This is a genomic window from Desulfovibrio desulfuricans (genome assembly GCF_024460775.1).
GTDB classification, from domain to species: Bacteria; Desulfobacterota; Desulfovibrionia; order Desulfovibrionales; family Desulfovibrionaceae; genus Desulfovibrio; species Desulfovibrio desulfuricans_E.
Genome location: NZ_JANFYZ010000006.1, coordinates 79,593 through 103,568, shown reverse-complemented (window position 1 = coordinate 103,568; position 23,976 = coordinate 79,593). Strand labels below are relative to the sequence as shown.

Below are 23,976 nucleotides of genomic sequence, written 5' to 3'. Positions count from 1 at the left end.
CCGATCAGGCCTCTTCTTTCTTGGCCGGGCCGATACCCAGATAGGCCTCATCGTAGCGGGTTAGCAGAGCCATGGACAAAGGCACATACACGTCATGCAGTTCTTTAAAGCGGCTCTGCACTGTTGTGGCCACATCCCTGCTCAGGTCTTCAAGCCTGTTCTGGATCTTGTCCATATGGATGGTGGGGTATGGCTTGCCCTTTTCAAAGGCGGAAAAGCCGCACACATGCCCTTGCCCGGCAATGGCCGTGGGCACGCCGTACACGCGGCAGGTAATGGGCCGGGCGTGGTACAGCAGGCATTCGTTATTATCGTCCAGCAGGGGGCAGCGCAGCTTGATCTGGGCCGCGCGCTCCATGATGGCCTCGGGGCTTTCGCCGTCTTTTTCCGCCCGGTACAGCTCGCGCTTGATGCGCGTGGCCTGGCGGTCCAGATCAGAAGCGCGCTCAAGAATGGCGGAGCGCTGCGGCCCGTAACCAAAGGCGGCCTCAAATGCCTTGTTGATGTACATGGCTTCAACAAGGGAAAGATCAAAAAGCGCGTGGCAACAATCGCTACAGCCTTCCTTGCAGACTACGCACTGGGGAAAGGCCCCGCGCACCCTGCCGAAAAGGTCGTCAACTTCGGCCCGCAACGTTTCATAGCGGGTAAAAATAGAGATCAGATCAGGGATCATGGTTATCCTGCGGTAGTGCGGAAGACATGAGGGAGAACAGGCGATTTCACACAGAAATCGCCCTGGCGGCTGCTTGAGCAGACGTCCGCCACAAGAGGCGTGCGCGCGGTTTGTATGCGCTGATAAGCGCCTTAGCGGGCGTCTTGAAACTTTGAGAATGCACATTCTCAAAGTCAGGATGCTCTGGCGGCAAAGCGGCCTGTACCTTATGAAAATGCCGCCTGGCGCGTGCGCGCCGGGCGGCACAATGAAAACTCGGCAGAATCAGCAAGGGAATGCCGCTTGGGCACCCCTGCAATTCCTAGTTTTCTTCAACGGTGATAGCGCTGACTTCGCAAACTTCCACACAGGATTCGCAGCCAAGGCATTCTTCGGCGTTCACGGCTTCGGACTTGCCGTCCTTGATTTCGTAAACTTCAACGGGGCACACGTCCACGCATTCGCCACAGCCCACGCACTTGTCAACGTCAACATTAACATTATAACCCATGGTGTCCTCCAAATTTGCATTGACTTGCTTGATTTTTCAAGCGGCTAAATTCCGCTTGTGCAATGGATAGCTTTAGGCATCCACCCTGTCAAGTGTCGGCTGGAAAATAGCCAACCGGGCAACAACCACAGGAATATCAAGCCCCGCCCCAGCACAGGCGGAAAAGTTTTTTTAAAAATACTTTGCCTCAACAACTGGTTACAAAACGTCTATGGCCTTATGGCACAAGACGCGCGTAATAGCCCTTGCCGTTGCGCACAACCTGCAACAAAATCTGCCCGGACATGCGCTCTCTTCTGAAAGCCTGTAAAAAATCTTCCATAGTTCTGGTCTCGGCAGCGCCCACCGCCGTTATGTGGTCGCCCTGGCGCAAAAAAGATGCCGGGCCGTCTGCCCTGGCCTGACGCACCACCACGCCCTGCGCGGTTTGCGCTGCGCTGAATCCCCAGCGGCGCTCCAGCAGGGCACGGGCCTCCGCATCGCCAAAGGGTTCGGGGGTAGCCTCGATCTTCAACGCGCCGCCCTCGCGAAGCAGTTGCAGCCGCAAAGGGGTTCCGGCTGTCTGGTTGCGCAAAATATCCAGATAATCGCGCCTGTCGCGCACAGGTGAAGAATTTATGGTTTCAAGTATGTCGCCGGGCGCTATGCCCGCCTTGGCAGCGGGAGAACCGGGAAACACCGCCGTAACCAGAACGCCGCCAGCATCCTTGAGGCCCAGGGCCATGGCCGTGCGCCCGTCCACATCCTGCAAATCAAGCCCCAGCCAGAGCGGGGCCACGCGCCCTGCGCTCATGAGGTCGTGCATGACGCGACGGGCCTTGTTGATGGGGATGGCAAAGCCAATGCCCTCGGCGCGTGCATCCACGGCAGTATTGATGCCTATGAGCACCCCCTCGATGTTCAGCAGCGGGCCGCCGCTGTTGCCGGGGTTGATGGCCGCGTCAGTCTGCACAAGATCGGTGAACGCGCCGTCCTTGTTGCGGATAGTGCGCCCAAGCGCAGAAACAACGCCCGTGGTGACGGTATGGTTGAAACCAAAGGGATTGCCGATGGCGATGACGGTTTCGCCCGGCATGATGTCGCCAGAATCGCCAAGCTTTACGGCAGGCAGCTTTGACGCTCCCTTGATCTGGAGCACGGCAATGTCAAAATCCGGGTCAGCCCCTTTGACGGCGGCGGGAAATTCCCTGCCGTCCAGCAGGTGCACCATGACTTCATCCCCACCCGCGATAACATGCGCGTTGGTGAGCACAAGGCCTTTTTCTCCATCTACAATGACGCCAGAACCAAGGCTGACGCGCTTTTGCCGCACCTTGCGCCCGCCGGGCATATCAAAACCCGGCAAGCCGGGAAAGCCCGGGCCAAAAAACTGCTCAAGGGGCGAAAGCCGCTGCCCTTCAACAATATGTGTGCTTGTTATGTTCACAACCGCCGGGGCAACAGCCTGCACGGCGCGCACCACAGGGGTCATGCGGGGGCTGTCCGCCGCTACGGCCCCAGCCCGCGAAGGCGTGCACAGCAGCAGAGCCGCCGCCAGCATCAAAAAAAACAGACGCAGGGCAAAACTTCCCTCAACTGCCGCCGCTTCTACACGCCCAGGACGCGAGCGGCCACGGCAAGGCAGATTTCTTTGTATATAGATGGGTCTGGCTTTCATATAAATTCCTTACCTCGTCGCTAACATAAGCACGTTGCCGCAATCGTAAAGTCCCCCAAATGGATTTACCCCGCGCGGCGGCGAGGCGTCCCGTCTTGCGCACGCCCCTTGTTAAGGATAAACAAACGGCATGAAAACCACTCAATCCGACCTGTTGGAACTGATTTTGCCCGGCCTGCGCATTGCGCCCCTGCTTCAGAAAGACCTGGACGATGCCCAGGCCCATCTGGACGACCTCACCAAACCGCAGGGCAGCCTTGGCCGCCTTGAAGACCTCGCCCAGAGGCTCTATGCCATGAGCGGCGGGCAAGCGCCCATCAGCGTCAGCCCGGCCATCATGCTTACGGTTGCGGGCGACCACGGCGTTGCCGATCAGGGCGTTTCGCCTTTTCCCAAGGCCGTGACGCGCCAGATGGTGCAAAACTTTTTTAACAACGGCGCGGGCGTCAATGTTTTATGCAAGACCTCGGGCATGGATCTGCGCGTAGTGGACGCAGGCTGCGACGGCGGCCCCTATGAGCCGCACGCCATCCTCATTGAGCGCCGCCTGGGCGACGGCACCGCAGATATGAGCCAGGGCCCGGCCATGAGCCGCGAAACCTGCCTCAAGGGGCTGCGCATGGGCGTGGAACTGGCGCACCAACTTGCGGATAATGGCTATCGCTGCCTCGGCGTGGGCGAAATGGGCATTGCCAACAGCACGGCAGGCACTGCCCTGTACTGCGCCTTGCTGCACCTTGACCCCGAGCAGATGACCGGCCCCGGCGCTGGCGCAGATCCCGACATGGTGCGCCACAAGACTGAAATCGTGCGCCGCGCGCTGGCAGCCAATGCTTCCATGCTGGAAGGCGACGACCCCATCAATATTCTGGCCGCCTTGGGCGGATTTGAAATTGTTCTCATGGCCGGGCTGATGCTTGGCGCTGCCTCGCGCCGCCTGCCCGTGCTGGTTGACGGCTTTATATGCAGCGCGGCCTATGTGGCGGCCCTGCACATCTGCCCCCAGCTTGCCGACTACGCAGTGCTTTCCCACGCCTCGGCAGAGCCGGGCCACGTGCGCGCCCTGTCCAAGCTGACCGGCGGCGAAGCCCGCAACAATCCCCTGCTGCACCTGAGCATGCGCCTTGGCGAAGGCACCGGCGGCGCTGTGGCCTATCACCTGCTGCGTTGCGCTGCCTCCGTGTACAACGACATGGCGACTTTCAGCTCCGCAGGCGTGGCGGGCAAAACATGCTGAACCAGCTTGCGCCGGAACAGTCTTCCGCATCCGCCCTGCTGCGGCTGGAGGATGTCTCACGGGTGTTTGACATCCGACGGGGACTGTTCGGCGAAAAGCGCTCTCTTGTTGCCGTAGACGGCGTTAGCCTGAGCCTCGCCAAAGGCGCAAGCCTCGGCCTTGTGGGCGAATCCGGCTGCGGCAAATCCACCCTCGGGCGTCTGGCCTGCGGATTGCTGGCCCCTTCTCAGGGGCAGGTGCTGCTTGATGGTCGCCCCCTGCCCTCTGCCGGGGCGGACAGTTGGGCCGCCGGGCGCATCCAGATGATCTTTCAGGATCCTTTTTCGTCCCTCAATCCCCGGCTCACCGTGGGCAGTTCTGTGGCGGAACCGCTGGCAGCGCGCGGCGTCTCCCGCGAGGAACGTCACGCTCAGGCCGAAGCCATGCTGGCTACAGTGGGTCTTGAAGGCATGGGCCGCCGGTATCCGCACGAATTTTCCGGCGGGCAGCGGCAGCGCATTGCCGTGGCGCGGGCGCTCATCACCCGGCCAGACGTGGTCGTGTGCGACGAGCCTGTTTCCGCGCTCGATGCCTCAGTGCAGGCGCAGGCGCTCAACCTCCTGCGCGAGGTGCAGGAGCAGTTCGGGCCAGCCTATCTTTTCATTTCGCACGATCTGGCTGTTGTGGGCTTTCTGTGCCGCCATATTCTGGTCATGTATCTGGGGCAGATTGTGGAGGAAGGCCCCACCGATGCCATATTTGACGGTGCGGCGCACCCCTACACGCAGGCCCTCATGGCTGCCATGCCCACCGGGAGCCGCCGTAGCGAACCCATTGCCGCGCTTGAAGGCGAGCTGCCAAGCCCGCTGGCTCCGCCCGCCGGATGCCGCTTTCACCCGCGCTGCCCCAAGGCAAAGGGCATTTGCCGTCAGGAAGCACCACAGTGGAAAGAGCTGGGTGATGGGTGGCGTGTGAGGTGTTGGGAGGCGTAATTTTTTCGTTTCCGCTTCACAAGAACAGATATCCCCTTCTTCCCTCATCGGTTCATATTGCCCCCAGTCGTGGCAACGGCATAAAGTCGCCGTCACAGCGTCCCTCCCCCGTTTTTTCTTTTGAATCAACGCTGCTATGCGCATCGCTTTCCTCCAATTGCGTGCGAATACTTTCGCACGTGATTCATCCTCCATAAATTTTCTATAATAACAAATATCAACAATAGAACACATCAATGCGGACAACATGATGTTTTTTGTGATATATCAGATGATTCATAATGATATTTCACATTTTATCTTGCTTAAAAAAAACCTGCCATGCTATCCGAACCTTATCCAGTATATGTTTTTTACATGTATTTTTAGACGCAATAAGGAGCGGACATGAAAATTACAAGCGTCGAAGTGTTCGATTGTGAGATCAACAAACATTATCCTGACATGGTCATGTTTGAGCCCATCTTCATTCGTATCAACACGGATGAAGGCATCAGCGGCATCGGCGAAGTCGGTCTTGCTTATGGCTTCGCCTCCAAAGGTGGCGTAGGGATACTGCGTGATCTGGCGCGCTGCATCATTGGAATGAACCCCTGCAATGTCGAACAGATATGGGAAAAACTGTTCAGGGACACCTTCTGGGGTTGCGGCGGCGGCCCTGTGATCTATGGCGGCATAAGCGCCATAGATATCGCCTGCTGGGACATCCGGGGCAAGGTGGCAAATCTGCCGCTCTACGCGCTGCTTGGCGGCAAGACCAATGAAACCTTGCGCTGCTACGCCAGCCAGATACAGTTCGACTGGGATCTGAAGCACAAATACATGAAAGACCCGCAGGACTATGCGCAGGCAGCGCGTAAGGCCATGGCCGACGGCTATGACGCCATCAAGGTTGACCCCCTGATGGTGGATGAAAACGCCAAGCGCAACCCAAAGCACACGGGATACGGCATCCTGCCCCAACAGGATATTGAAATGGCCGTAAACCGGGTAAAGGCCATCCGCGAGGCCGGCCCCAAGCTTGACATCATCATTGAACTGCATTCGTTCCTGAGCTGCAACGCGGCCATCCAGTTGGCCGAGCAACTGCGCCCTCTACGCATCTTTTATTATGAGGAACCCATGCACTCCATGCATGTGGAAAACATGGCCCTCATCGCACGCACTATAGGCATTCCCGTGGCCACTGGCGAACGCGTCTACACGCGCTGGGGGTATCGGCCTTTCCTGGAAAAGCAGGCGCTTGCCGTAGTTCAGCCGGACATATGCCTTGCCGGCGGCATTACCGAAACAAAAAAAATCTGCGACATGGCCAATGTCTATGACACCTCAGTGCAAATCCATGTATGCGGTGGCCCCGTGTCCAAGGCTGCGGCGCTGCATATGGAAACGGCCATTCCCAACTTTCTCATCCATGAGCACCATTCCTATGCACTCAAGCAGTGCATTCGCGAGCTTTGCACCAACGACTATCAGCCGGTTAGGGGCAAATACCGCGCTCCGGAGCTTCCCGGGCTGGGGCAGGAGCTTAATGACGAGGTTGTGAAAGAGTACCTTGTCGCCACTATAAAAAAATAGCGGAGATTCCACCGTTGCCCGGCGGATGAGCAAGAGCGCCCGCCGGGCATAACGCTCATCAAAGAGGGATAACCATGCAAATGGATACTGCCGTGGATCTCATTGAAAAACCTACGCATAAGAGATTCATCCTGTTGGCCATCCTGCTGTTGACCATCACCGTGGCTTATATTGACCGCGTTAACATAACGGTGCTCATGGCCGACAATGCCTTTCTGCAAGACTTGGGTCTCGCAGGCAACCCCACCAAAACCGGGCTGCTCATGTCCTGCTTTCTGCTGGCATACGGCTTGGGTAACGTTTGCCTTAGTGGTCTGGGCGACATTTTTGGTCCAAAAAAATCCATGATCGCCGCCATCATCGTATGGTTTTTCTCCATGTTGATCGGTGGGTTCGCCTCCATTCTGGGAGTCATGCTGCTTTCACGGTTTCTGCTGGGATTGGGCGAGGGCCTGCACTTTCCCATGATGAACACCTATTGCCGGGCATGGTTTCCGGTAAAAGAAAAAGCCAAGGCCAGCGCAATCTGGTTTATAGGCACCAGCGTTGCGCCTGCGCTCGGCATGCCAATTTTCGCATGGATTGTTGCGCACCACAGCTGGCACTGGACTTTCTTTTTTGCAGCGGCAATCGGATTGATCCCAATCGCGTTTCTACTGCATACGACTGACACTCCCCGCCAGCATAAAAACATAAATCAGGCGGAAATAGACTATATCGAGCGGGGGCAGGCCGCAGCTACCGAGCTCAAGGTTGAGCATGGGGAAAAAAGCGGAGCCGCGCGCATATGGCGGAACTTCGCCGCCATATGCAAAATCAGGCTGTACTGGTGCGTGGTTGTCTATTACTGCGTGCACAATGTGGTGTACTGGGGCCTGCTGACATGGTTGCCCGCATATCTCAAAACCGAGAGGGGCTTTTCCTGGTCCGAAATGGGATTTCTGGCCTCCATGCCCTTTATCCTGGCCATTGGTTGTAAACTGCTTACCGGATGGGCTTCGGACAAATTAGGGCGCCGTGCGCCCTTCATCATTCTGGCCACGGCCGGGGTGGCGGCAGCGCTCTATTTCGCTTCCACCGTAAGCAACAATTATCTTTCAGCTATCTGCATATGCCTTGGCATGGCCGCCATCACTCCCGGTGCGCCGTTGTCCCTAACACTGTTGCAGGAACTCATTCCCCAAGACGCCATTTCTATCGGCACGGGCTTCATGAATGGGCTCAGCATGCTTTGCGCGGCAGTCAGCCCTGTGGTGCTTGGCTATCTCATGAGCCGTCTGGGCAGTTTCGCCGCTGCCCTGACCTTTCTTATAGTTGTGGCGCTGGTGGGCATGGTCAGCGCCATCATTTTGACCATCAACAAGTATTGATCCACCCAAACGGCCCCTGTGCGGAATTCGCGCGGGGGCTGTTTGGCAACATTGACGACAAGGTCTCCCCGATTGGCCGCATCCTGCAGCGAGGGAACACAGCCAATTGGGGAAAAGCCAAGCAGGAGGACAGGGTGGAAACGCAATCTGCAACATCTGATGCGCCAAGCTATCGGTGGGTGGTCTGGTCGCTGCTGGTAGCGACATATATGGTGAGTTTTTTCCACAGGATGGCTATTTCCGTGGTCAAAGAGCCACTCATGGAACAGTTCAGTCTGAGCCTTAGCGACTTCGGCATGCTGGCCTCCATGTACTTTTACGCATACTGTCTGGCGCAGATTCCCTGCGGCATCATGGTCGACTCCATCGGCGTACGCCGCACGGCGGCGATTTCGGTTACTCTTGCGGGCGTGGCGACCATCGCCTTTGGCTGTACGACTTCCCCAACGGCCCTTTACATCAGCAGGTTTGCCGTGGGGCTTGGCGTTGCGTCCAGCTTTGTCTGCGTGATGAAGGCACAGTCACAATGGTTTCGCGAACGGGAATTCAGCACACTGGCGGGAGTATGCCTATTCGTAGGCAACTTGGGCAGCATCTGCGCCCAAGCACCTCTGGGCATGTTTGTAGCCGTATGCAGCATGCGTACAGCCTTTTTGGCCATCGGCTGCGGCACACTGGTTCTTGCATTGCTCTGCCTGCTGTTTGTGCGCAACAAACCCGAGGATATCGGCCTCAGTACCGCTGTCTCCAGCGGTACTGACACGCCATCCATACCTCTGCGGCGGTCGCTCATTTCGATTCTAAAAAACCGCCATCTACTTGCTATTGATATCTTCTATTTTTTTGTCGGCAGTCAGCTGCTCGGCTTTGCCGGTGCATGGAGCATTTCCTTCCTGCGCGACAGTTACGGCATCCACCTTGCTGTGGCTTCAAAGTTGGCCTCAGTGCAGCTTCTGGCCTTCATGCTGGGCAGCCTCGTTCTGGGCTATGCCTCTGACCATTACGGGAAGCGTAAAATCTTTATTACCGCCCCATTTCTTGTGGTTTGCCTCGTCTGGTTTTTCCTGGCGTTTGGTGGAGCGGACGCATCACTGGCTGCAGGCGTTACATTGTTGGGCGTTGCGGGCTTTTTTTCCGGAGCTTTTTCAGTCATGATGACTTTATGCAAAGAGGTGTCGCCTAGAGAATTAACAGGAACGTCCATAGCCATGCTGAACACGTTCGGATTTCTGGGCATTGCCATCTCCACACCTCTTTACGGCAAGCTGGTAGAAATATATTCGGTTGAGACGTCCAACCACCACGCGGCGCTTTTACTGCTTGCGGGAATGAATCTTGCGGGCTGCGTCTGCAGCTTCTTTTTTAGGGAAAGTGGGGGGGAAAATCTGCAGTAAGCCCTCACCGCAGACCGCCGTTTCCGTCTAACTACTGGAAATGGCGGATGCTATGCAGCGCTCCTGAAAAGAAGTGAAAGAAGCGATGAAGCTCCGTACCCGTCGCACCCGCTGAGGCTTGCCACAAAAAGCGCGGTAGCGCCCTTTACATGCGGCTGTCCCTTTAAGAGAGTGCAATGAGGTTCCCCCCATGTCCACCATCGCTTCTATTGCAGACATCGTTTACCGAAAAATTAAAAAACAGATTTTCACCAAAAAACTTCTGTTGGGGCAAAAGCTGCTTGATTCAGAGTTGGCCGATGAATTCAAGGTTTCAAAAACTCCAGTTAGAGAAGCCTTTCTGCGCCTGAAAAGCGAAGGACTGCTGGAAATCCGTCCGCGCAGCGGCACGTTTGTCTTCCGCTTTTCCAAAGACGATCTTTTTTCGCTCGTGCAGGCGCGCATCTATGTGGAAGTGGGAGCCTTGCGGTGCGCGTACGCTGCCGACCCCACACGGCTTGCAGCAGCAATGGAAAACAGCGTTTCCCTGGCGAAAACATATCTTGAAAAAGAAATTTTTAGTGAATATCTGTCCATGGATAAAGATTTCCACGCCATCATACTTTCCCATTCAAGAAATGTTTATCTTGAAACATATTACAATATCATTTTCGACAAAATTACCATTCTCCGCTCTTACCTCTCACTGACAAAAGACTTTATTGAAAACTCCGTGGAAGGACACCACATTATAAGCGAACACATCGCAAATGATATGGTGGATGCCGCCTGCACGCGTCTTCAGACCCATATAGCCAACACATTCAACGAAGACTTTCTTGCTTTTCTTAACAAACTTACTCCCAACAATACGTAACATCTCCTGGAGTCGTATCACGGCTGCTACCAGGCCTATCTGGGAGCCATCGAAACCCTGATGGCAAAAAACGCCATAAAAAAGCGGCGCGTCTCTGAGAGTTGCCTCTCAAAAACACGCCGCCGTGACAGCAGGAAGGTTTCCCGCTGTTACCGTTCAAAATAGGTGTACCCGCGCAAACCGTCCTCAAAAACCTGCATAATGGCAAACCGGTCGCTGGGCGAAATCCGCCCCTGCCGCACAGCCTGCTCCGCCGTACTGCGCAGATCTTCCAGAATGCGGCGCGGCTCATATTCCACATAGCTCAGAATATCCGCCACAGAGTCACCCCTGATTTCGCGCACATACTCATAATTACCGTCATCCCGCACCCTGATGGAAACAACGTTGGTGTCGCCCATGAGGTTATGCAGATCGCCCAGGGTTTCCTGATACGCACCCACCAGGAACACGCCAAGGTAGTACTCCTCGCCGTCACGCAGGGGGTGCAGATCAAGGGTGGGCTTCATGCCCTGCGGGTCAATAAAATGGTCAATCCGGCCATCAGAATCGCAGGTAATGTCAGAAATAATGCCCTGTCGCGAAGGAAATTCCTTGAGCCGGTGCACGGGCATCACCGGGAACAGCTGGTCAATGGCCCAGGAGTCAGGCAAGGACTGGAATACACTGAAGTTGCCGTAATAGATATCGGCAAGGCTCACGTCGATGTCCGCAAGATCGCGGGGTATCGTCTTGAGCCGGGTTTTTTCCTGAGCAATGCGCATGATGATGGCCCAGAAAAACCGCTCGGCCAAGGTGCGCTGACGCAGATTCACCCGCCCGGTGGAGAAAAGCTGACGCATCTCGTCCCGGTAGTAAATGGCGTCGTTATAGCACTCCTGCAAATTGCGCAGGGTGATGTTGGCAAGGGTTTCGCGCAGGTTCAGCACCGGCTCCGGCGTGCCCTCGGGCAGGGTGTCGGGCAACTGCACTTCTTCCACCATGCTCACATCAAGCACGTTAAAGAGCAGCACGGAATAGTAGGCCACTGTGGCGCGGCCAGATTCCGTAATGATGTGCGGATGCGGGATTTTCTGCTCATCAAGAATGCTCATGATGGCTTCGACAATGTCAGCGCTGTACTCGTCGAGCGTATAGTTGCGCGACGAAACATAGTTGGTGTGCGAACCGTCATAGTCCACAGCCAGACCGCCGCCAAGGTCGAGGTAGCCCATGGGCGCGCCTTCCTGCACGAGGCCCACGTAAAGACGCGCGCCTTCCATGACTCCGGTACGGATGTCGCGAATATTGGAAACCTGCGACCCGAGGTGGTAGTGCAGCAGCTTGAAGCAGTCGAGCATGTCGTTGGCCTTGAGCGTGTCCACAACGTCCACGATCTGTGCGGGCGAAAGGCCAAAGGTGGAGCGTTCGCCGCCGGAATCCGTCCAGTGGCCGCTGGCCTTGACGGCCAGCTTGGCGCGTACGCCGATGTTTGGCCGCACGCCGAGAGCCTTGCTGCGCTCAAGCACAACTTCCAGCTCACTGGGCATTTCGAGAACAAAGAGCACGTTAAAGCCAAGGCGCAGAGCCTGAAGGCCAAGGTCGATAAATTCTTCGTCCTTGTAGCCGTTGCAAACAATGCAGGCCTCGCGGTCGCGCATGAGCGACACGGCGGCAATGAGTTCCGCCTTGGAGCCGACCTCCAGGCCGTGATGGTAGGTGGAGCCGAACTGGGCTATTTTTTCCACAACCTGCTGCTGCTGGTTGACCTTGATGGGAAAAACGCCACGGTACGAACCGGTATAATTCAGACTTTTGATAGCCTTGCGGAATGATTCGTGGATATTGGCAATGCGCGAATCCAGAATGTTCTCCACGCGCAACAGCACGGGCATATCATACCCGCGCTCTTTCAGCCCGGCGATAACTTCCGGTATCGAAACCTGCGGCCCCTTGGGCCCCTGCGGACAAATCACAACTTCGCCCGCATCCGACACGTCAAAATACCCGGCACCCCAATTACGGATGCCGTACAGTTCGATGGAATCCTCCACCCGCCACTGCTGCAATGCGCGGTTTTTTGCCAATTCCTGCTCCTGGAGCGCCGCAAGGCGCATATATAATGTTGATTCAGCTCCGAAAATGGGGCTGTAGGTTGCCGCCGTTCAAAAAACGACCGCAGATGGTTGCACGAAAAATGCGGCGTAATTATGCCGTGACCGTGCCGAATGTCAATCATCGCAAAAAAGGGCGGCAAGCGCAGATTGTTAGGTGCATGGCTAACTATCTTCTTGACGGCGGGTACTCCTTGCTTCATTTTTTCTCTTGCGCGCAACGGCCTGATGTCGGCTATTTCAATCTTCCGGGGAATACAATGAAACCAGCCCTGAATCCCCTGCCTCCTCTCCTGCTTTTTTTTCTGCTTGCCCTTGGGGCATGTTCGCAGGACGACAGCAAAAAAAACGCTGTACCGTCTGCCCCGGTGCGGGTTGAAGCCGTTACACGGGCTGATGTGCCGCGCCTGCTGCATGCTGTGGGCAATGTGCGGGCTTCTGCCTCTGTGGGCGTAAAGCCCCGCGTAACGGGCGAGATTCAGCAGGTTCACTTTACCGAAGGTCAGGATGTGCGCGAAGGCGACCCGCTTATCACCATTGACCCCCGCCCTTTTGAGGCGGCGCTGCGCGAAAAGAAGGGGCAACTTGCCAAATCCCAGGCGCAGCTTGCCAAAGCCCAGGACGACATGGGCCGTTACGGCAAACTGGTGGGCAGCGGCTACGTAAGCCGCGATGCCTATGAAAAAACCGTGACCGATGCGGCGGCCCTGCGCGCCACGGTGCAGTCTGACAAGGCAGCCGTGGAAAGCGCCGCCCTTGATCTCAGCTACTGCACGGTGGCGGCTCCCATCAGCGGACGCGTTGGCGCACTCAATGTGGACAAGGGCAACATGGTCAAATCGGCTGACGCCACGGTTATTGTCAGCATAGACACGCTTTCGCCCATTTATGTGGGCTTTTCTGTGCCAGAGGTGCATCTGCCTGTCATTATAGAACAGATGGCGCAAACAACGGTGCCGGTTTCCGCAACTCCTGCCGGGGGCGCGCCGGAAAAAGGCCTTCTCACCCTTGTGGACAATACGGTAGACACGCGCACCGGAACCATCCGGCTGCGCGCCACCTTTGAAAACAGCCAGCGCCGCCTGTGGCCGGGGCAGTTTGTGCAGGTGGAGCTGCCGCTGGGCATGGCCGCCGGGGCGCTGACCGTGCCCACACGTGCCGTGCAGTCTGGCCGGGAAGAATCCTACGTGTATGTGGTGGATAAGGACAGCCGGGCCAGCTATCGCAAGGTGAGGCCGCTGTTTGAATACGCTGACCGCACGGTTGTGGACGGCGAGGTGGCCGAGGGCGACAAAATTGTGGTGGATGGTCAGGTGCGGCTGGCTCCGGGCCTGATGGTCAAGACCATGGACTGAAATTTTGCAGCAGCAAACCAGAGCCGCGCACAACGGCCTGATATTTGCATATTTTCGGGCAATACCAACAGGCGGTCAATTTTTCCACATGGCCGCCGCGCGCTCAAGCGCGAGTGCAATGACGCAGCACTGCGTCAAGCCTGAGGAGAAGCCCGATGGAACTGGAATTCCGTTTTCGCAATAATGATCTGGGGCCTGTTTTTCCTACCTTTCAGGAAAGGGTCAACTCCATGCTGCCCGTGAACAGGGCAGAAAGTACCCCAGCGGCCCCGGCAGCGCCCGCTGACGATGACGTCAGCACCTCCGCCGCGCCGGTTCTGGAACAGACTGTTCCCGGTACCCCGCACATGCTCAATTCTGATGAAATGCGTCAGGCGCTTGCCCAGGTGGAGCAGGAAGCCATGCAGCACAGTCAGGATCTTGTGCAGGTGCATAGCGGCCTGAACGAACAGCGCGTTGCGCGTTTGCTGGGCCTGCTGGACTAGACCGGAGCTGCCCTCGCCCTCGGCGGAGCAATTTCTAACGAGAATTGCTCAACCCTGTATTTCGCCTGATGGCAGATTGCTCAAACAAAAGCCGTTCCCGCCTTTTTCGGCAAGGAACGGCTTTTGTTGGTCAAAAACCTTTTGGCGTGCGCTGTACAGGCTATTCCTGAACGAGTGCCCGCACGTTTCCGAGCAGCAGGCAACAAAGAGCCGACATTTCGCGGTAAAACACAGTACTGGCGCATTCCGAAGTTTTCTTCAGGCAGTCTCCGGCCCAGGCCAGAATGTGCCCGTCCATAAAAGCCGCCAATGCCGCCTTCGGGGATTGCCCCTGGCTTGAGGCAACGGCCCCGCCCATGTTCTGCACAAGAAAAAGAATGAAGGCCAGTTCCAGCCCCAGATGGTCCTCGGGCTCGTGCCCGTCCCGTTCTGCGGCTAGGCCCCACTCCCTGTAGCAGTCGCGCACTTCCTGCGTTCTGCGGCCAAAAAGCAGGCGATCCTTCTCCCGCCACACGGATTCCCACGGCGCAGCGGCAGGCTGCGGCCCGGAAAACAGGGCCAGATGATCCATGTGCAGATCCAGATACAATGCGCGGCAGGAATCCTGCGCCGCCTCTGCCGGATAGGCTGCCGCAAGGGCGGCAGCGTGGCCCTTTGGATCAAGAACCCCATTCCACAGCTTTTCAGCCAGTTCTGAAGGCCTGAAACAGGCCCAAGCGCCAAATCCTTGCAAAAGCCCGCCGCCAATGACGCCGCGCAGCAGGTCTTCATCCGGCGAGTTCTGGAAAATGCGGCTGCAGAACTGCAAGGCCACAACATATTGCGTCAACTTTTCCTGTTCCATATGTAATGATGCGGGGGCCAGACGGCCCCCGTAGAGTTTGCCGTGCCTACATGCCCAGGCGTGAATATGAAAGATAGAACACAAGCCGCCCGAACACTTCGCCCAGAACAATCAGGAGAAATGCGGGAACCGTCAGAGCCGGGCGAAATCCTTTGCCCTGCATGCCACGGGCCGCAGCCAGTGCCAGCAGCACAACGCCCAGACCAGATGCCAGGGCGTGCAAGCCGTGCGACCATGCAATGCACGCCGGAGGCAGCAGACGGGAAACCGGATTGACGAAGGCAGACTGCTCGGGCATGGCCAGCGGCAGGCTCACGGCCATAAGCACAAGGCCCAGTATCGCCCACACAAGGCAGGGGCCCAGTGCGCGCACGGGTGCGCCTTCCTTGCGCAGGCTCAGCACCACACCATGCCAGGATCCGCCAAGCAGGCACATGGAAGCAAGAAAAGCCGTAAAAACGCTCCAGTTGCTCCAGCCGGGCATTGTGGACTGATTGTAAACACAGCTCATGACGAACAGCAGCGCAATACCGCACAGGCCCGCCACGATCATGGCTTTTTTCTCGCCATCCACCGCATGCTTTTTGCGCCCAACCAGCACCAGCCACAACAGGGCAAGACCCATAAGGCCGATCATGAGGATTTCGCGGCTGAGCCACGACTGCGTCACGTGCAGCAGGGTAAAGGGCGCATGCAGGGGCGTACCCAGATGCACAAAACTGATGATCACGGCCACGGCAAACAGAAGCAGCGCCGCCACATTCTGCCGCCGCACACCTTCGCGCAGTGCGCGGTCGGCTTCGTTGCCAAGCACGCACTTGCCCACCAGCACCATGCCTACGGCCATCTGCACCAGCAAGGTAAAGAATACCAGCGGAAATTCCTGAAGATACTCCATGCTACATCTCCTCCGGATTACGGATGCTGCCCATGTTGCTGCCCACTGGCTGCGCATTGTGGGGCGGCGTAATCACAAGACAGGGGGAGGTCACGCTCTGTTCCGGCAGCGGAGCCACATGCACGGCATCGCCGAACTGCTTTTTCAGGTCTTCATATTCGCCAAAGTGGATGGCCCGCATGGGGCAGGCTTCCACGCACAGGGGTTTGAGACCGGCTGCCAGCCTGTCCTTGCAGAAATCGCACTTGGTCATTCTGCCCGACTGCTTGTTATACTGAGGGGCGGAATAAGGGCAGTTCCACTCGCAATAGCGGCACCCCACGCACTTGTCGGGGTCCACGCTCACAATGCCCTGCTCGTCCTTGTGCATGGCCGTGGTGGGGCAAACCTTCACGCACACGGGGTTCTGGCAGTGGTTGCAACTGACGGACGTGTAGTAGGAAAACACGTTCTGGTCATACGTGCCGTTGGCACGGCGCACCCACTTGCCGCCCGTGTACTCCGCCACGCGCCGCCACATGACGCCCTGGGGCAGGTCATGGCCGTCTATGCAGGCCACCATGCATGTCTTGCAGCCCGTACAGGCTGTCATATCTATATAAAAAGCCGGCTGTTTCACAATAAATCTCCTCAATGCAGACAGTTCCGCGCAACAGGCTAGATTTTAACCACATCCACAAGATTGGTGTGCTGCGGATTGCCCTTGGCCAAGGGGGTCATGTGCGTTTTTGTCAGGGTGTTGATGCACCCGCCCTGATCCACGCCGTTTTTGTCCGGGGTGTACCATGCGCCCTGCGGCAGGCTGAGCACACCGGGCATGATGCGCGGCGTCACCTTGACCCGCACGACCACAGCGCCGCGGTCGTTAAAAACCTTGACCATGTCATCGTGCCTGATGCCGCGCTGCGCCGCATCGGCCTCGTTCATCCAGAGCTGCTGCGGGCAACCTGCTCAAGCCAGGGGATGTTGGCATAGCTTGAATGCGCGCGCCCCTTGTAGTGGTGGCCGATAAGCTGGAAGGGATGCTTTTTCATTCCCTCGTAATCGCACGGGCCTTCCCATGTTTTCTCATGCACGGGTATGGCGTAAATAGCATCGCCCTCGGGCAGTTCCCAAGTCTGGTTCAAATCCCACAGGCGCTTGGAAAATATTTCGATCTTGCCCGAAGGCGTCTTGAGCGGATTGGCCGCCGGATCGTCGCGAAAAGCCTTGAAGGCAACCTTTTGCGGCATGGGGAACCACTTGAACAGGCCGATCTTTGAAGCTTCATCAAAGGATTCCGGCAGTTCCGACTTTTTGGCGCGTGCCTGGGCGTACAGGAGCTTCACCCAGTCAAGCTGGCTGCGGCCCTCGGTATATTTTGCCGCCAGATCGGGCTGGCCCAGAAGCTTGCCGATTTTTTCGCTCAGGGCCGCGCAGATATCATACTGCGACCGGGTCTCGAACAGAGGTTCAATGGCCTTGCGGGCAATGAGCAGGGAGCTCTGATCCACCTGATAGCCCTGTTGGATGATGTCGTCCTGTTCCAGCGGCGTCACGGAAGGCAGGAGGATATCCGCAAATTTTGCCGAAGCCGTCATGCGGTTTTCCACCACCACAATGCACTCGCACTTGCTTTCATCTTCAAGAATCTTGCGGGTGCCATTGATGTCCGAATGCTGGTTGATGAGGGCATTGCCAGAGCTGTTCCACAAGAACTTGATGCCGTGATCCAGCTTTTCCTTGTTGCGCAGGCCCATCTTTTTGGCCGTCACCTGGGTGTAGTCGTCAATGGCGTTGACCCATGTGTAGAAAGAAATGCGCGTCTTGACCGGATTAGTGCCTTCGGGCATGCGCGGAAAACCAATCTGGCTCACGCTTTCCGCGCTGCCGGAACCGCCCCCGGCAATGCCCACGTTGCCGGTAAGGATGGCAAGCATGGCAATGGAACGGGACATGGTGTCGCCGTTGGCGTGGCGCTGCGGCCCCCAACCCTGAATGACGCAGCAGGGCTTGGTGGAGCCGATCTCGCGGGCAAGGCGGATGATCTTTTCCGCCGGATACCCGGTGATGGTTTCCGCCCATTGCGGCGTTTTCACCGTTTTATCCGGGCCTTCGCCCATGATGTACGCGCGGTAGCTGTTGCCTGCGGGCACGCCCTCGGGCATGTGCTCCTCGTCAAAACCAAGGCAGTGGGTGTCCACAAACTGCTGGTCAACCAGCCCTTCGTTCATGAGCACATAGGCAATGGCCGCGATAAGCGCACCGTCAGAACCGGGGCGGATGGGCACCCATTCGTCCCCCAGCTTGGCCATGGAATCCGAATACCGGGGATCAACCATGATGATGCGGGCATTGCCTTTTTTTCTGGCTTCAAACAGCTCATAAGAAAGGCCGCCGCCGCTCTGGCGGGTTTCAAGAATGTTGCAGCCAAACATGACAATGAGCTTTGAGTTAGCCATGTCATTGATGGTATTGCCCGCATTGATTCCGTAGAGATACGGAATAGCGGCTGAAATCTGGGCCGTGCTGTATGTGCCGTATTCGTCCAGATGCCCGCCAAGCATATTGGCAAGCCTGAAAAATTCGTTGCGGCGCGTCATGCCGCTGGACGTTGTGCCCGAGCCATACATGCGGTGGATGGACTCCGGCCCGTAGGTGTTCAGTACGCGTACCCATTCCTTGGCTACCGTGTCCAGCGCTTCGTCCCATGAAATGCGCTCAAATTTCCCCTCGCCGCGCTTGGCGCCGGGTACGCGCCGCATGGGGTACTTAATGCGGTCAGGGGAATAGGTGTATTTGCGCATGGAGCGCCCGCGCAGGCAGGCGCGGATGGCCCTGTTGTTGGGGCCGTCATCGGAATTGTCGGTTTCAACGCGCGTAACGCGTCCATCTTTGACAAAGGCGCGCAGCGTACACTGCGAACCGCAGTTCACCACGCAGCCGGAGTAAAAGCACTGCTCGCCCGCGCCATACGGCGGCTGGGTGGCTGCACGGGCCAGGCCAAGGGGCAAACCACCGCCCAATGGCAAAAGGGATGCGCCGCCAAGCGCGGTACACCACTTGAGAACCTCGCGCCGGGTCACTTCCCTGTGCGCGAGCAAAGGCGGGGTGGAGTCGGAATATTTTTTCATCACAATCCTCATTCTGCGCCGCAGACGCGGCAAGGTAACCTTTCCCCTCCGGGACAGGAGGGGGAAATCAGAGTAGGGGCAAACCCAAGAGCAGGTGAAGGCAGGGCTGAATCAAAAGGACATAGGCCACGTATTGGCACTCAGGAGTATCGGACAAAATCCACGAGGTGGGCGATGGTTCCTGGCGGGCGCGCTCCATCTGCCGGAGCGCCTCAAAAGTGGGGATCTGCTGTTCTTTGAACGTTATTCAGGCTATTGCGCGGTTGAAAACCGCAATATTCACGCTCATTGCCACAAGCGATACTGTTACGCTCCCTTCTGCAGGAAGGCAATACCGCCGAAATCGGCCTTAATGTCAGCGCGTTGGATGACTTTGCGTATCACGGAAAGCTGCTGGACCAGCACGCCCAGCCATACATAAGCAGTTTATGATTGATGCTTGTGGTTGGCGCATGATTTACCCAGCACAGGATTGCCGCGCATCAATGTACTGGCATCAGGGGGAAAAAAGCCGGGCTGGAATCAAGCGATTCCAGCCCGGCTGCATAGACATGACTTGCGTACTTAGAATTCCAGGCACAACCCCACAGGGCAGTGATCTGAACCAAAAACGTCCGTTTCAATCCAGGCATCGCGCACAGCAGGTGCAAGTTCCTGCGATACAAAGAAATAGTCGATACGCCAGCCCACGTTCTTTTCCCGCGCGCGGCTCTTGTACGACCACCAGGAATAGCTGTCTGCCTTGTCGCCATGCACATGACGGAAGGTGTCCACATAGCCCATGGCCGTAAAGCGATCCAGAAAGGCGCGCTCTTCGGGCAAAAAGCCCGTATACTTTTCGTTCTGCTTGGGGCGCGCGAGGTCAATGGGCCTGTGCGCTATATTAAAATCCCCGCAAACCACAATAGGCTTGCTCTTGCGGCATTCTTCCGCATAGGTGAGAAAGGCGTCGAAAAAGCCCATCTTGTACGGCACGCGCTTAAAGCGGCCCGTGGGCTTGCCGTAGTCGTCCAGTTCTTCCGCGCCGCCGTTGGGGAAGTAGCCATTAAAAAAGTGGAACTGCGGATACTCCAGATGCAGCAGACGGCCCTCGCCCTGAAACTCCGGCTGGGGCAGCTCCACGCTGACATTCAGCGAAGGTATCTTGCTGAATACCGCCACGCCCGAGTAGCCCTTTTTTACCGTGCTCCACGACCAGTGGGATTCCCATCCGTCAGGGTCGCGCACGTCTTCACTCAACTGGTCCGGGTGGGCCTTGGTTTCCTGCAAGGCCACAACCTGCGCTTCGGTGCGCGAAAACCATTCCCATTCGGGCTTGCCCGCCACGGCGCGCAGACCATTGACATTCCATGAAACAAGCTTGAGCTGCATACGTCCTCCTGCCGCAGCATAGCCTTGCCTTGTTTTGCGGGCAAGGGGCCTCAGGGAGGGCTTTGTCTGCAACGCATTGCCAGAACGGGCTTTTTGCAGTATCAAGAATGTGGGCGTATATACGCCGCCAAACCCTTTTCGGGACATTTTTCAAGGAGTCGCTTATGGATATTTTGCCAATTCGTCGCGCTATTCTGAGCGTTACGGACAAAAGCGGCCTTGTGGAGTTTGCCACGTTTCTTACCTCGCGGGGGGTGGAGCTTATCTCTACCGGCGGCACCCAGAAGGCCCTTGAGGCGGCCGGGCTGTCCGTCACCGCAGTAAGCACCGTCACAGGATTCCCCGAGATTCTGGGTGGCCGGGTCAAAACCCTGCACCCCAAGATTCATGCGGGCATTCTGGCCAACAAGGACGAGCCGCAGCACATGCAGACCCTGTCAGAAAAGGGCATTCGCCCCTTTGACCTTGTCTGCGTCAACCTTTACGACTTTGCGGGCGCGGTGGAACGCCACCTCTCCCTTGAGCAGGCCGTGGAGGAAATTGACATCGGCGGCCCCTGCATGCTGCGCGCTGCGGCCAAGAACTTCCACAGCATCCTGGTGCTGCCCTCGCCGCAGTGGTACACCGCCGCCATGGAAGAAATGGAAAAAGATACCACAGTGGGCCTTGAGTTCCGGCAGGTTATGGCATCGCGTGCTTTTGAGGCAACCTCGCGCTACGATGCCCTGATCACCTCGTATCTGCGTCCCTAGGCTTGTACACAGCCCACTCACCGCATTTGTTCACGCACCCGCAGCCCTGCCCCTTTTGAGGTACAGTGGTTGCGGGTGCGGTTTAACATTTTTTCGTTCAGGAGCTTCCCATCCCAAAGCCAGAAGGTAACGTGCAAGGGCTCAAGCCGAGCCAGCTTGCAGCACTCACCCGCCTGTTCAACCGCCGTTTCCCGGCGGAAGAAGTCTACACCGTTGACCAGGCCCGGGAACTCTCCCTGCTTTCACGCGCCGTGGGGCGGCAACTGGGCCTGCTTATTGACCGCAAGGGCCGGGTGCAGATGGTTATTGTGGGCGAGGCGGGCAGCATCATGATTCCCGAACTGCCGCGCGGGCGCAGCGGGCAGGAACGCCTGCGCGGCCTGCGCCTGCTGCACACCCACCTTTCCCCCGGCGGCATCAGTCAGGAAGACCTGATGGACATGCTCTTTCTGCGGCTCGATGCCGTGGTGGCGCTCACCGTGAACCCGGTTGGCGAACCTGTGCAATGGCAGGCGGCCCATCTTTTGCCCAATCCTTCGGGCAGCCAGCCCTATCACCTTGATACGCCCCAGCCCTGGGATCGCACGGAATCGCAGTTTGTTGCCACCGCCGAAGCTCTGGAAGAAGAGCTTGCCCGCAAGGCAGAGGACGCCCGCGAAGCCGACGACACCCCCCGCGCCATGCTGGTTTCTGTAGGTACGCAGCCGCGCATCATTCAGGAGCGCAATCTGGACGAACTGGCGGAACTGGCCCGCACCGCAGGCCTGACCGTTGCCGGGCGCATGGTGCAGCGCGTGGCGCAGATCAACCCGCGCCTCATCATGGGCAAGGGCAAGGTGGCAGAGCTTGAAGTGCTGGCCCTGCAAGGCCGCGCTGGCATGATGGTTTTTGACGGCGAGCTTTCGCCCGCACAGTTGCACAATCTGGCAGACATCACCGAGCGCAAGGTCATTGACCGCACCCAGCTTATTCTGGATATTTTTGCCCAGCATGCGGTGAGCCGCGCGGGCAAGCTCCAGGTGGAACTGGCCCAGTTGCGCTATACCCAGCCGCGCCTTGTGGGCAGAAACCGCGCCATGGACCGCCTCATGGGCGGCATTGGCGGGCGCGGCCCCGGCGAAACCAAGTTGGAGACCGACCGCCGCAAAATCCGCGAGCGCATGGCCCGCATCCGCAAAGAGCTTGACCAGTTGCGGCGGCAGCGCTCGTTCACCCGCGCCCGGCGCTCACGGCAGGGCATCCCGCTGGCGGCGCTTGTGGGCTACACCAACGCGGGCAAGTCCACCCTGCTCAATACGTTGACCCGCTCGGAAGTGCTGGCCGAAAACAAGCTTTTCGCCACGCTTGACCCCACAACCCGGCGGCTGCGCTTTCCTGCGGAAAAAGAAATCATCATGGCCGACACCGTGGGCTTTATCCGCAATCTGCCAAAGGAGCTGATGGACGCCTTCCGTGCCACCCTTGAGGAGCTGGAAGCGGCAGATCTTTTGCTGCACGTTGCCGATGCTTCGCATCCTGACCTTTTGCAGCAGATAAGCGCTGTGGAAACTATCCTTGCCGAAATGGAACTGGATCGCATGCCGAGGCTGATGATTCTGAACAAGTGGGATCAGCTGGAAGCCCCGGCCCGCGCTGAGCTGGCGGATGCCTTTCCCCATGCGTTGACGATTTCCGCCAAGAACGGCGAGGGCTGCAAGGCCTTGCTGGAGGAGCTGGAGCTTTTATTGCTGCGGCATCCTGCAAGTATGGTGGCGACTGATGCGCCGACGGTATTGAACTAGGGGGGAGCTGCCTGCGAGGCGGCGATTTCGCCTCCCCGGCGTGGGATGAGCCTTTAATCTTTACTGCCCTTCGGGCACTGGATTCCGCCCTCAGGCGGAGCTTGGGACGCCTGCGCGGCGCGCGGCAAGGTGATGGGTAACGTAATAACTAGTGGAAAAGAGGCGGGATAATCCGGGATTGGGCGGGATATATCGGGAAACGTCTGTGCAAATAGATTGCAGATAGTGCAACGAAAAAAGGGAGGGTGAAACCTCCCTTTTCATCATTTTTCAGCGGCACGCTTGGCGGCTTCCTCGACCGCTGCCTTGGTTTGGAAAATTTTTTTGTGCCGATACCACCCCCAGGAGCCGGGCTTTTGCCAAGGTTGGTTACTTCTAGGGTCGATCAGGCGTTGAGGTGTTGCAATTAATCCAGTGAAGCCCAAGAAACGTGCAAATGCACCTGACGCGAAGGCTACACGGCAATAAGACCGTTTAGACATTCCCCATATACACTCACCTTCCGGGGTGACGAATGTACCCAAGAATGAAAATTGATTAAAATCCATCTTCCCCTCCACCACCCTAAGCGCTGATCGTGATGGACGTGTGGGGGGGCAGCTTGCCCCTGACCGCTTTGATCAGCACCTCGAGCGGCCATCTTTCGCACATGACCTCACGCATGACAGTAGGCACGGCATCGGGCATCTTCTGTACCGCCGCAACAGTCTGCGAATCTTCGGCGGCGGTGGCGCTGCCATCCGTCACCATCTGTCCATCATCAGGCACGGGCGCTCCAGCGGTCTTTTGCCCGCCACCTTTGGACGCTGGCACAATCTGATCCCAGGTTATGCCGCGCTTGCTCATTTCCGTCAGCACGGCCCCCGTCATAGAGCCTGATGATGGAGGGCGTTTAAGCCCTTTGGCGTTGTAAATATTTTTGACAGAGATCCCTATCAATGCTGACAATTGCGCCACCGTATATGTCTGCTTATCCATAATAATGTTCTCTCTCTGTGGAGCGTCTACCTGGTCAGGAACATCCTGATCCACCTCACGTTGCCACGTTACTGATG

22 protein-coding genes are annotated in these 23,976 nt (G+C 57.5%); 10 read left to right on the top strand and 12 right to left on the bottom strand.

All coding sequences use genetic code 11. From position 1 onward, the window contains the following. Nucleotides 1-4 precede the first annotated feature (4 nt). The 3 genes from NE637_RS09170 to NE637_RS09160 form a co-directional block, all read right to left on the bottom strand. Nucleotides 5-676, bottom strand: a complete 672-nt coding sequence (locus NE637_RS09170) for a YkgJ family cysteine cluster protein (RefSeq protein WP_227118647.1) — start codon at nt 674-676, stop codon at nt 5-7. A gap of 301 nt (nt 677-977) precedes the next feature. Beyond that, a complete protein-coding gene (locus tag NE637_RS09165; RefSeq protein ID WP_022658065.1) occupies nt 978-1,166 on the bottom strand; it encodes a ferredoxin in 189 nt (62 codons plus the stop codon). A gap of 217 nt (nt 1,167-1,383) precedes the next feature. After that, nucleotides 1,384-2,823: a trypsin-like peptidase domain-containing protein gene (locus NE637_RS09160; RefSeq protein ID WP_227118646.1), complete on the bottom strand. Its 1,440-nt coding sequence runs from the start codon at nt 2,821-2,823 to the stop codon at nt 1,384-1,386. A gap of 130 nt (nt 2,824-2,953) precedes the next feature. Between NE637_RS09160 and cobT the strand changes: the two genes are divergently transcribed. From cobT to NE637_RS09130, 6 genes are all read left to right on the top strand, one after another. Further along, a complete protein-coding gene (gene cobT, locus NE637_RS09155) occupies nt 2,954-4,060 on the top strand; it encodes a nicotinate-nucleotide--dimethylbenzimidazole phosphoribosyltransferase (RefSeq protein WP_227118645.1) in 1,107 nt (368 codons plus the stop codon). Continuing rightward, entirely contained in the window at nt 4,054-5,031 is a 978-nt protein-coding gene (locus tag NE637_RS09150; protein ID WP_227118644.1) for an ABC transporter ATP-binding protein, read from the top strand. The genes cobT and NE637_RS09150 overlap by 7 nt, the downstream gene beginning before the upstream one ends. 387 nt (nt 5,032-5,418) lie before the next feature. Next, nucleotides 5,419-6,609 carry a mandelate racemase/muconate lactonizing enzyme family protein gene (locus NE637_RS09145; RefSeq protein WP_227118643.1) on the top strand — a complete coding sequence of 397 codons (1,191 nt, stop codon included), beginning with the start codon at nt 5,419-5,421 and terminating at the stop codon, nt 6,607-6,609. Nucleotides 6,610-6,683: 74 nt separating this feature from the next. Further along, on the top strand, nt 6,684-7,979 hold the full coding sequence (locus NE637_RS09140) for an MFS transporter (RefSeq protein WP_227118642.1): 1,296 nt from the start codon (nt 6,684-6,686) through the stop codon (nt 7,977-7,979). A gap of 209 nt (nt 7,980-8,188) precedes the next feature. After that, nucleotides 8,189-9,373, top strand: coding sequence for an MFS transporter (locus NE637_RS09135; RefSeq protein WP_227118663.1), 1,185 nt, complete (start codon nt 8,189-8,191; stop codon nt 9,371-9,373). 190 nt (nt 9,374-9,563) lie between these two features. Then, complete coding sequence (locus NE637_RS09130; protein WP_227118641.1) at nt 9,564-10,229, top strand: GntR family transcriptional regulator; 666 nt, start codon at nt 9,564-9,566, stop codon at nt 10,227-10,229. Between the two features lie 149 nt (nt 10,230-10,378). Here NE637_RS09130 and speA read toward each other — a convergent pair whose 3' ends face one another. Continuing rightward, the gene (gene speA / locus NE637_RS09125; protein ID WP_027180697.1) at nt 10,379-12,295 is read right to left on the bottom strand and encodes a biosynthetic arginine decarboxylase; all 1,917 of its coding nucleotides are present in this window, start codon (nt 12,293-12,295) and stop codon (nt 10,379-10,381) included. A gap of 287 nt (nt 12,296-12,582) precedes the next feature. Here speA and NE637_RS09120 point away from each other — a divergent pair, with 287 nt between their 5' ends. Next, entirely contained in the window at nt 12,583-13,677 is a 1,095-nt protein-coding gene (locus NE637_RS09120; RefSeq protein ID WP_215647193.1) for an efflux RND transporter periplasmic adaptor subunit, read from the top strand. 155 nt (nt 13,678-13,832) lie between these two features. Continuing rightward, on the top strand, nt 13,833-14,162 hold the full coding sequence (locus tag NE637_RS09115; RefSeq protein WP_022658059.1) for a hypothetical protein: 330 nt from the start codon (nt 13,833-13,835) through the stop codon (nt 14,160-14,162). 160 nt (nt 14,163-14,322) lie between these two features. Here NE637_RS09115 and NE637_RS09110 read toward each other — a convergent pair whose 3' ends face one another. The 6 genes from NE637_RS09110 to NE637_RS09085 form a co-directional block, all read right to left on the bottom strand. Then, a complete protein-coding gene (locus NE637_RS09110; RefSeq protein WP_227118640.1) occupies nt 14,323-15,006 on the bottom strand; it encodes a TorD/DmsD family molecular chaperone in 684 nt (227 codons plus the stop codon). Nucleotides 15,007-15,052: 46 nt separating this feature from the next. Further along, the gene (locus NE637_RS09105) at nt 15,053-15,904 is read right to left on the bottom strand and encodes a dimethyl sulfoxide reductase anchor subunit family protein (RefSeq protein WP_227118639.1); all 852 of its coding nucleotides are present in this window, start codon (nt 15,902-15,904) and stop codon (nt 15,053-15,055) included. A gap of 1 nt (nt 15,905) precedes the next feature. Then, nucleotides 15,906-16,523 carry a DMSO/selenate family reductase complex B subunit gene (locus NE637_RS09100; RefSeq protein ID WP_227118638.1) on the bottom strand — a complete coding sequence of 206 codons (618 nt, stop codon included), beginning with the start codon at nt 16,521-16,523 and terminating at the stop codon, nt 15,906-15,908. Nucleotides 16,524-16,561: 38 nt separating this feature from the next. Next, nucleotides 16,562-16,831: a molybdopterin dinucleotide binding domain-containing protein gene (locus tag NE637_RS09095; protein WP_256267695.1), complete on the bottom strand. Its 270-nt coding sequence runs from the start codon at nt 16,829-16,831 to the stop codon at nt 16,562-16,564. After that, complete coding sequence (locus NE637_RS09090) at nt 16,828-19,017, bottom strand: DMSO/selenate family reductase complex A subunit (RefSeq protein ID WP_256267694.1); 2,190 nt, start codon at nt 19,015-19,017, stop codon at nt 16,828-16,830. The genes NE637_RS09095 and NE637_RS09090 overlap by 4 nt, the downstream gene beginning before the upstream one ends. A gap of 564 nt (nt 19,018-19,581) precedes the next feature. After that, nucleotides 19,582-20,388, bottom strand: coding sequence for an exodeoxyribonuclease III (locus tag NE637_RS09085; protein WP_227118637.1), 807 nt, complete (start codon nt 20,386-20,388; stop codon nt 19,582-19,584). A gap of 164 nt (nt 20,389-20,552) precedes the next feature. Here NE637_RS09085 and NE637_RS09080 point away from each other — a divergent pair, with 164 nt between their 5' ends. Both NE637_RS09080 and hflX read left to right on the top strand, forming a co-directional pair. Next, nucleotides 20,553-21,140 carry an IMP cyclohydrolase gene (locus NE637_RS09080; RefSeq protein WP_192112508.1) on the top strand — a complete coding sequence of 196 codons (588 nt, stop codon included), beginning with the start codon at nt 20,553-20,555 and terminating at the stop codon, nt 21,138-21,140. A 131-nt stretch (nt 21,141-21,271) separates the two neighbouring features. Then, nucleotides 21,272-22,921, top strand: a complete 1,650-nt coding sequence (gene hflX / locus NE637_RS09075) for a GTPase HflX (protein ID WP_215648745.1) — start codon at nt 21,272-21,274, stop codon at nt 22,919-22,921. Nucleotides 22,922-23,184: 263 nt separating this feature from the next. On the opposite strand, the gene NE637_RS09070 is transcribed toward hflX, so the two are convergent. Then, entirely contained in the window at nt 23,185-23,469 is a 285-nt protein-coding gene (locus NE637_RS09070; protein ID WP_227118636.1) for a hypothetical protein, read from the bottom strand. A gap of 16 nt (nt 23,470-23,485) precedes the next feature. Next, nucleotides 23,486-23,791, bottom strand: a complete 306-nt coding sequence (locus NE637_RS09065; protein ID WP_227118635.1) for a hypothetical protein — start codon at nt 23,789-23,791, stop codon at nt 23,486-23,488. Nucleotides 23,792-23,976: the final 185 nt, after the last annotated feature.

Bases quoted from the DNA above. Each gene is read 5' to 3' on its own strand.
- NE637_RS09170 (WP_227118647.1), bottom strand. From the start codon at position 676: ATGATCCCTGATCTGATCTCTATTTTTACCCGCTATGAAACGTTGCGG.
- NE637_RS09165 (WP_022658065.1), bottom strand. From the start codon at position 1,166: ATGGGTTATAATGTTAATGTTGACGTTGACAAGTGCGTGGGCTGTGGC.
- NE637_RS09160 (WP_227118646.1), bottom strand. From the start codon at position 2,823: ATGAAAGCCAGACCCATCTATATACAAAGAAATCTGCCTTGCCGTGGC.
- cobT (WP_227118645.1), top strand. From the start codon at position 2,954: ATGAAAACCACTCAATCCGACCTGTTGGAACTGATTTTGCCCGGCCTG.
- NE637_RS09150 (WP_227118644.1), top strand. From the start codon at position 4,054: ATGCTGAACCAGCTTGCGCCGGAACAGTCTTCCGCATCCGCCCTGCTG.
- NE637_RS09145 (WP_227118643.1), top strand. From the start codon at position 5,419: ATGAAAATTACAAGCGTCGAAGTGTTCGATTGTGAGATCAACAAACAT.
- NE637_RS09140 (WP_227118642.1), top strand. From the start codon at position 6,684: ATGCAAATGGATACTGCCGTGGATCTCATTGAAAAACCTACGCATAAG.
- NE637_RS09135 (WP_227118663.1), top strand. From the start codon at position 8,189: ATGGTGAGTTTTTTCCACAGGATGGCTATTTCCGTGGTCAAAGAGCCA.
- NE637_RS09130 (WP_227118641.1), top strand. From the start codon at position 9,564: ATGTCCACCATCGCTTCTATTGCAGACATCGTTTACCGAAAAATTAAA.
- NE637_RS09120 (WP_215647193.1), top strand. From the start codon at position 12,583: ATGAAACCAGCCCTGAATCCCCTGCCTCCTCTCCTGCTTTTTTTTCTG.
- NE637_RS09115 (WP_022658059.1), top strand. From the start codon at position 13,833: ATGGAACTGGAATTCCGTTTTCGCAATAATGATCTGGGGCCTGTTTTT.
- NE637_RS09110 (WP_227118640.1), bottom strand. From the start codon at position 15,006: ATGGAACAGGAAAAGTTGACGCAATATGTTGTGGCCTTGCAGTTCTGC.
- NE637_RS09105 (WP_227118639.1), bottom strand. From the start codon at position 15,904: ATGGAGTATCTTCAGGAATTTCCGCTGGTATTCTTTACCTTGCTGGTG.
- NE637_RS09095 (WP_256267695.1), bottom strand. From the start codon at position 16,831: ATGAACGAGGCCGATGCGGCGCAGCGCGGCATCAGGCACGATGACATG.
- NE637_RS09090 (WP_256267694.1), bottom strand. From the start codon at position 19,017: ATGAAAAAATATTCCGACTCCACCCCGCCTTTGCTCGCGCACAGGGAA.
- NE637_RS09085 (WP_227118637.1), bottom strand. From the start codon at position 20,388: ATGCAGCTCAAGCTTGTTTCATGGAATGTCAATGGTCTGCGCGCCGTG.
- NE637_RS09080 (WP_192112508.1), top strand. From the start codon at position 20,553: ATGGATATTTTGCCAATTCGTCGCGCTATTCTGAGCGTTACGGACAAA.
- NE637_RS09070 (WP_227118636.1), bottom strand. From the start codon at position 23,469: ATGGATTTTAATCAATTTTCATTCTTGGGTACATTCGTCACCCCGGAA.
- NE637_RS09065 (WP_227118635.1), bottom strand. From the start codon at position 23,791: ATGACGGGGGCCGTGCTGACGGAAATGAGCAAGCGCGGCATAACCTGG.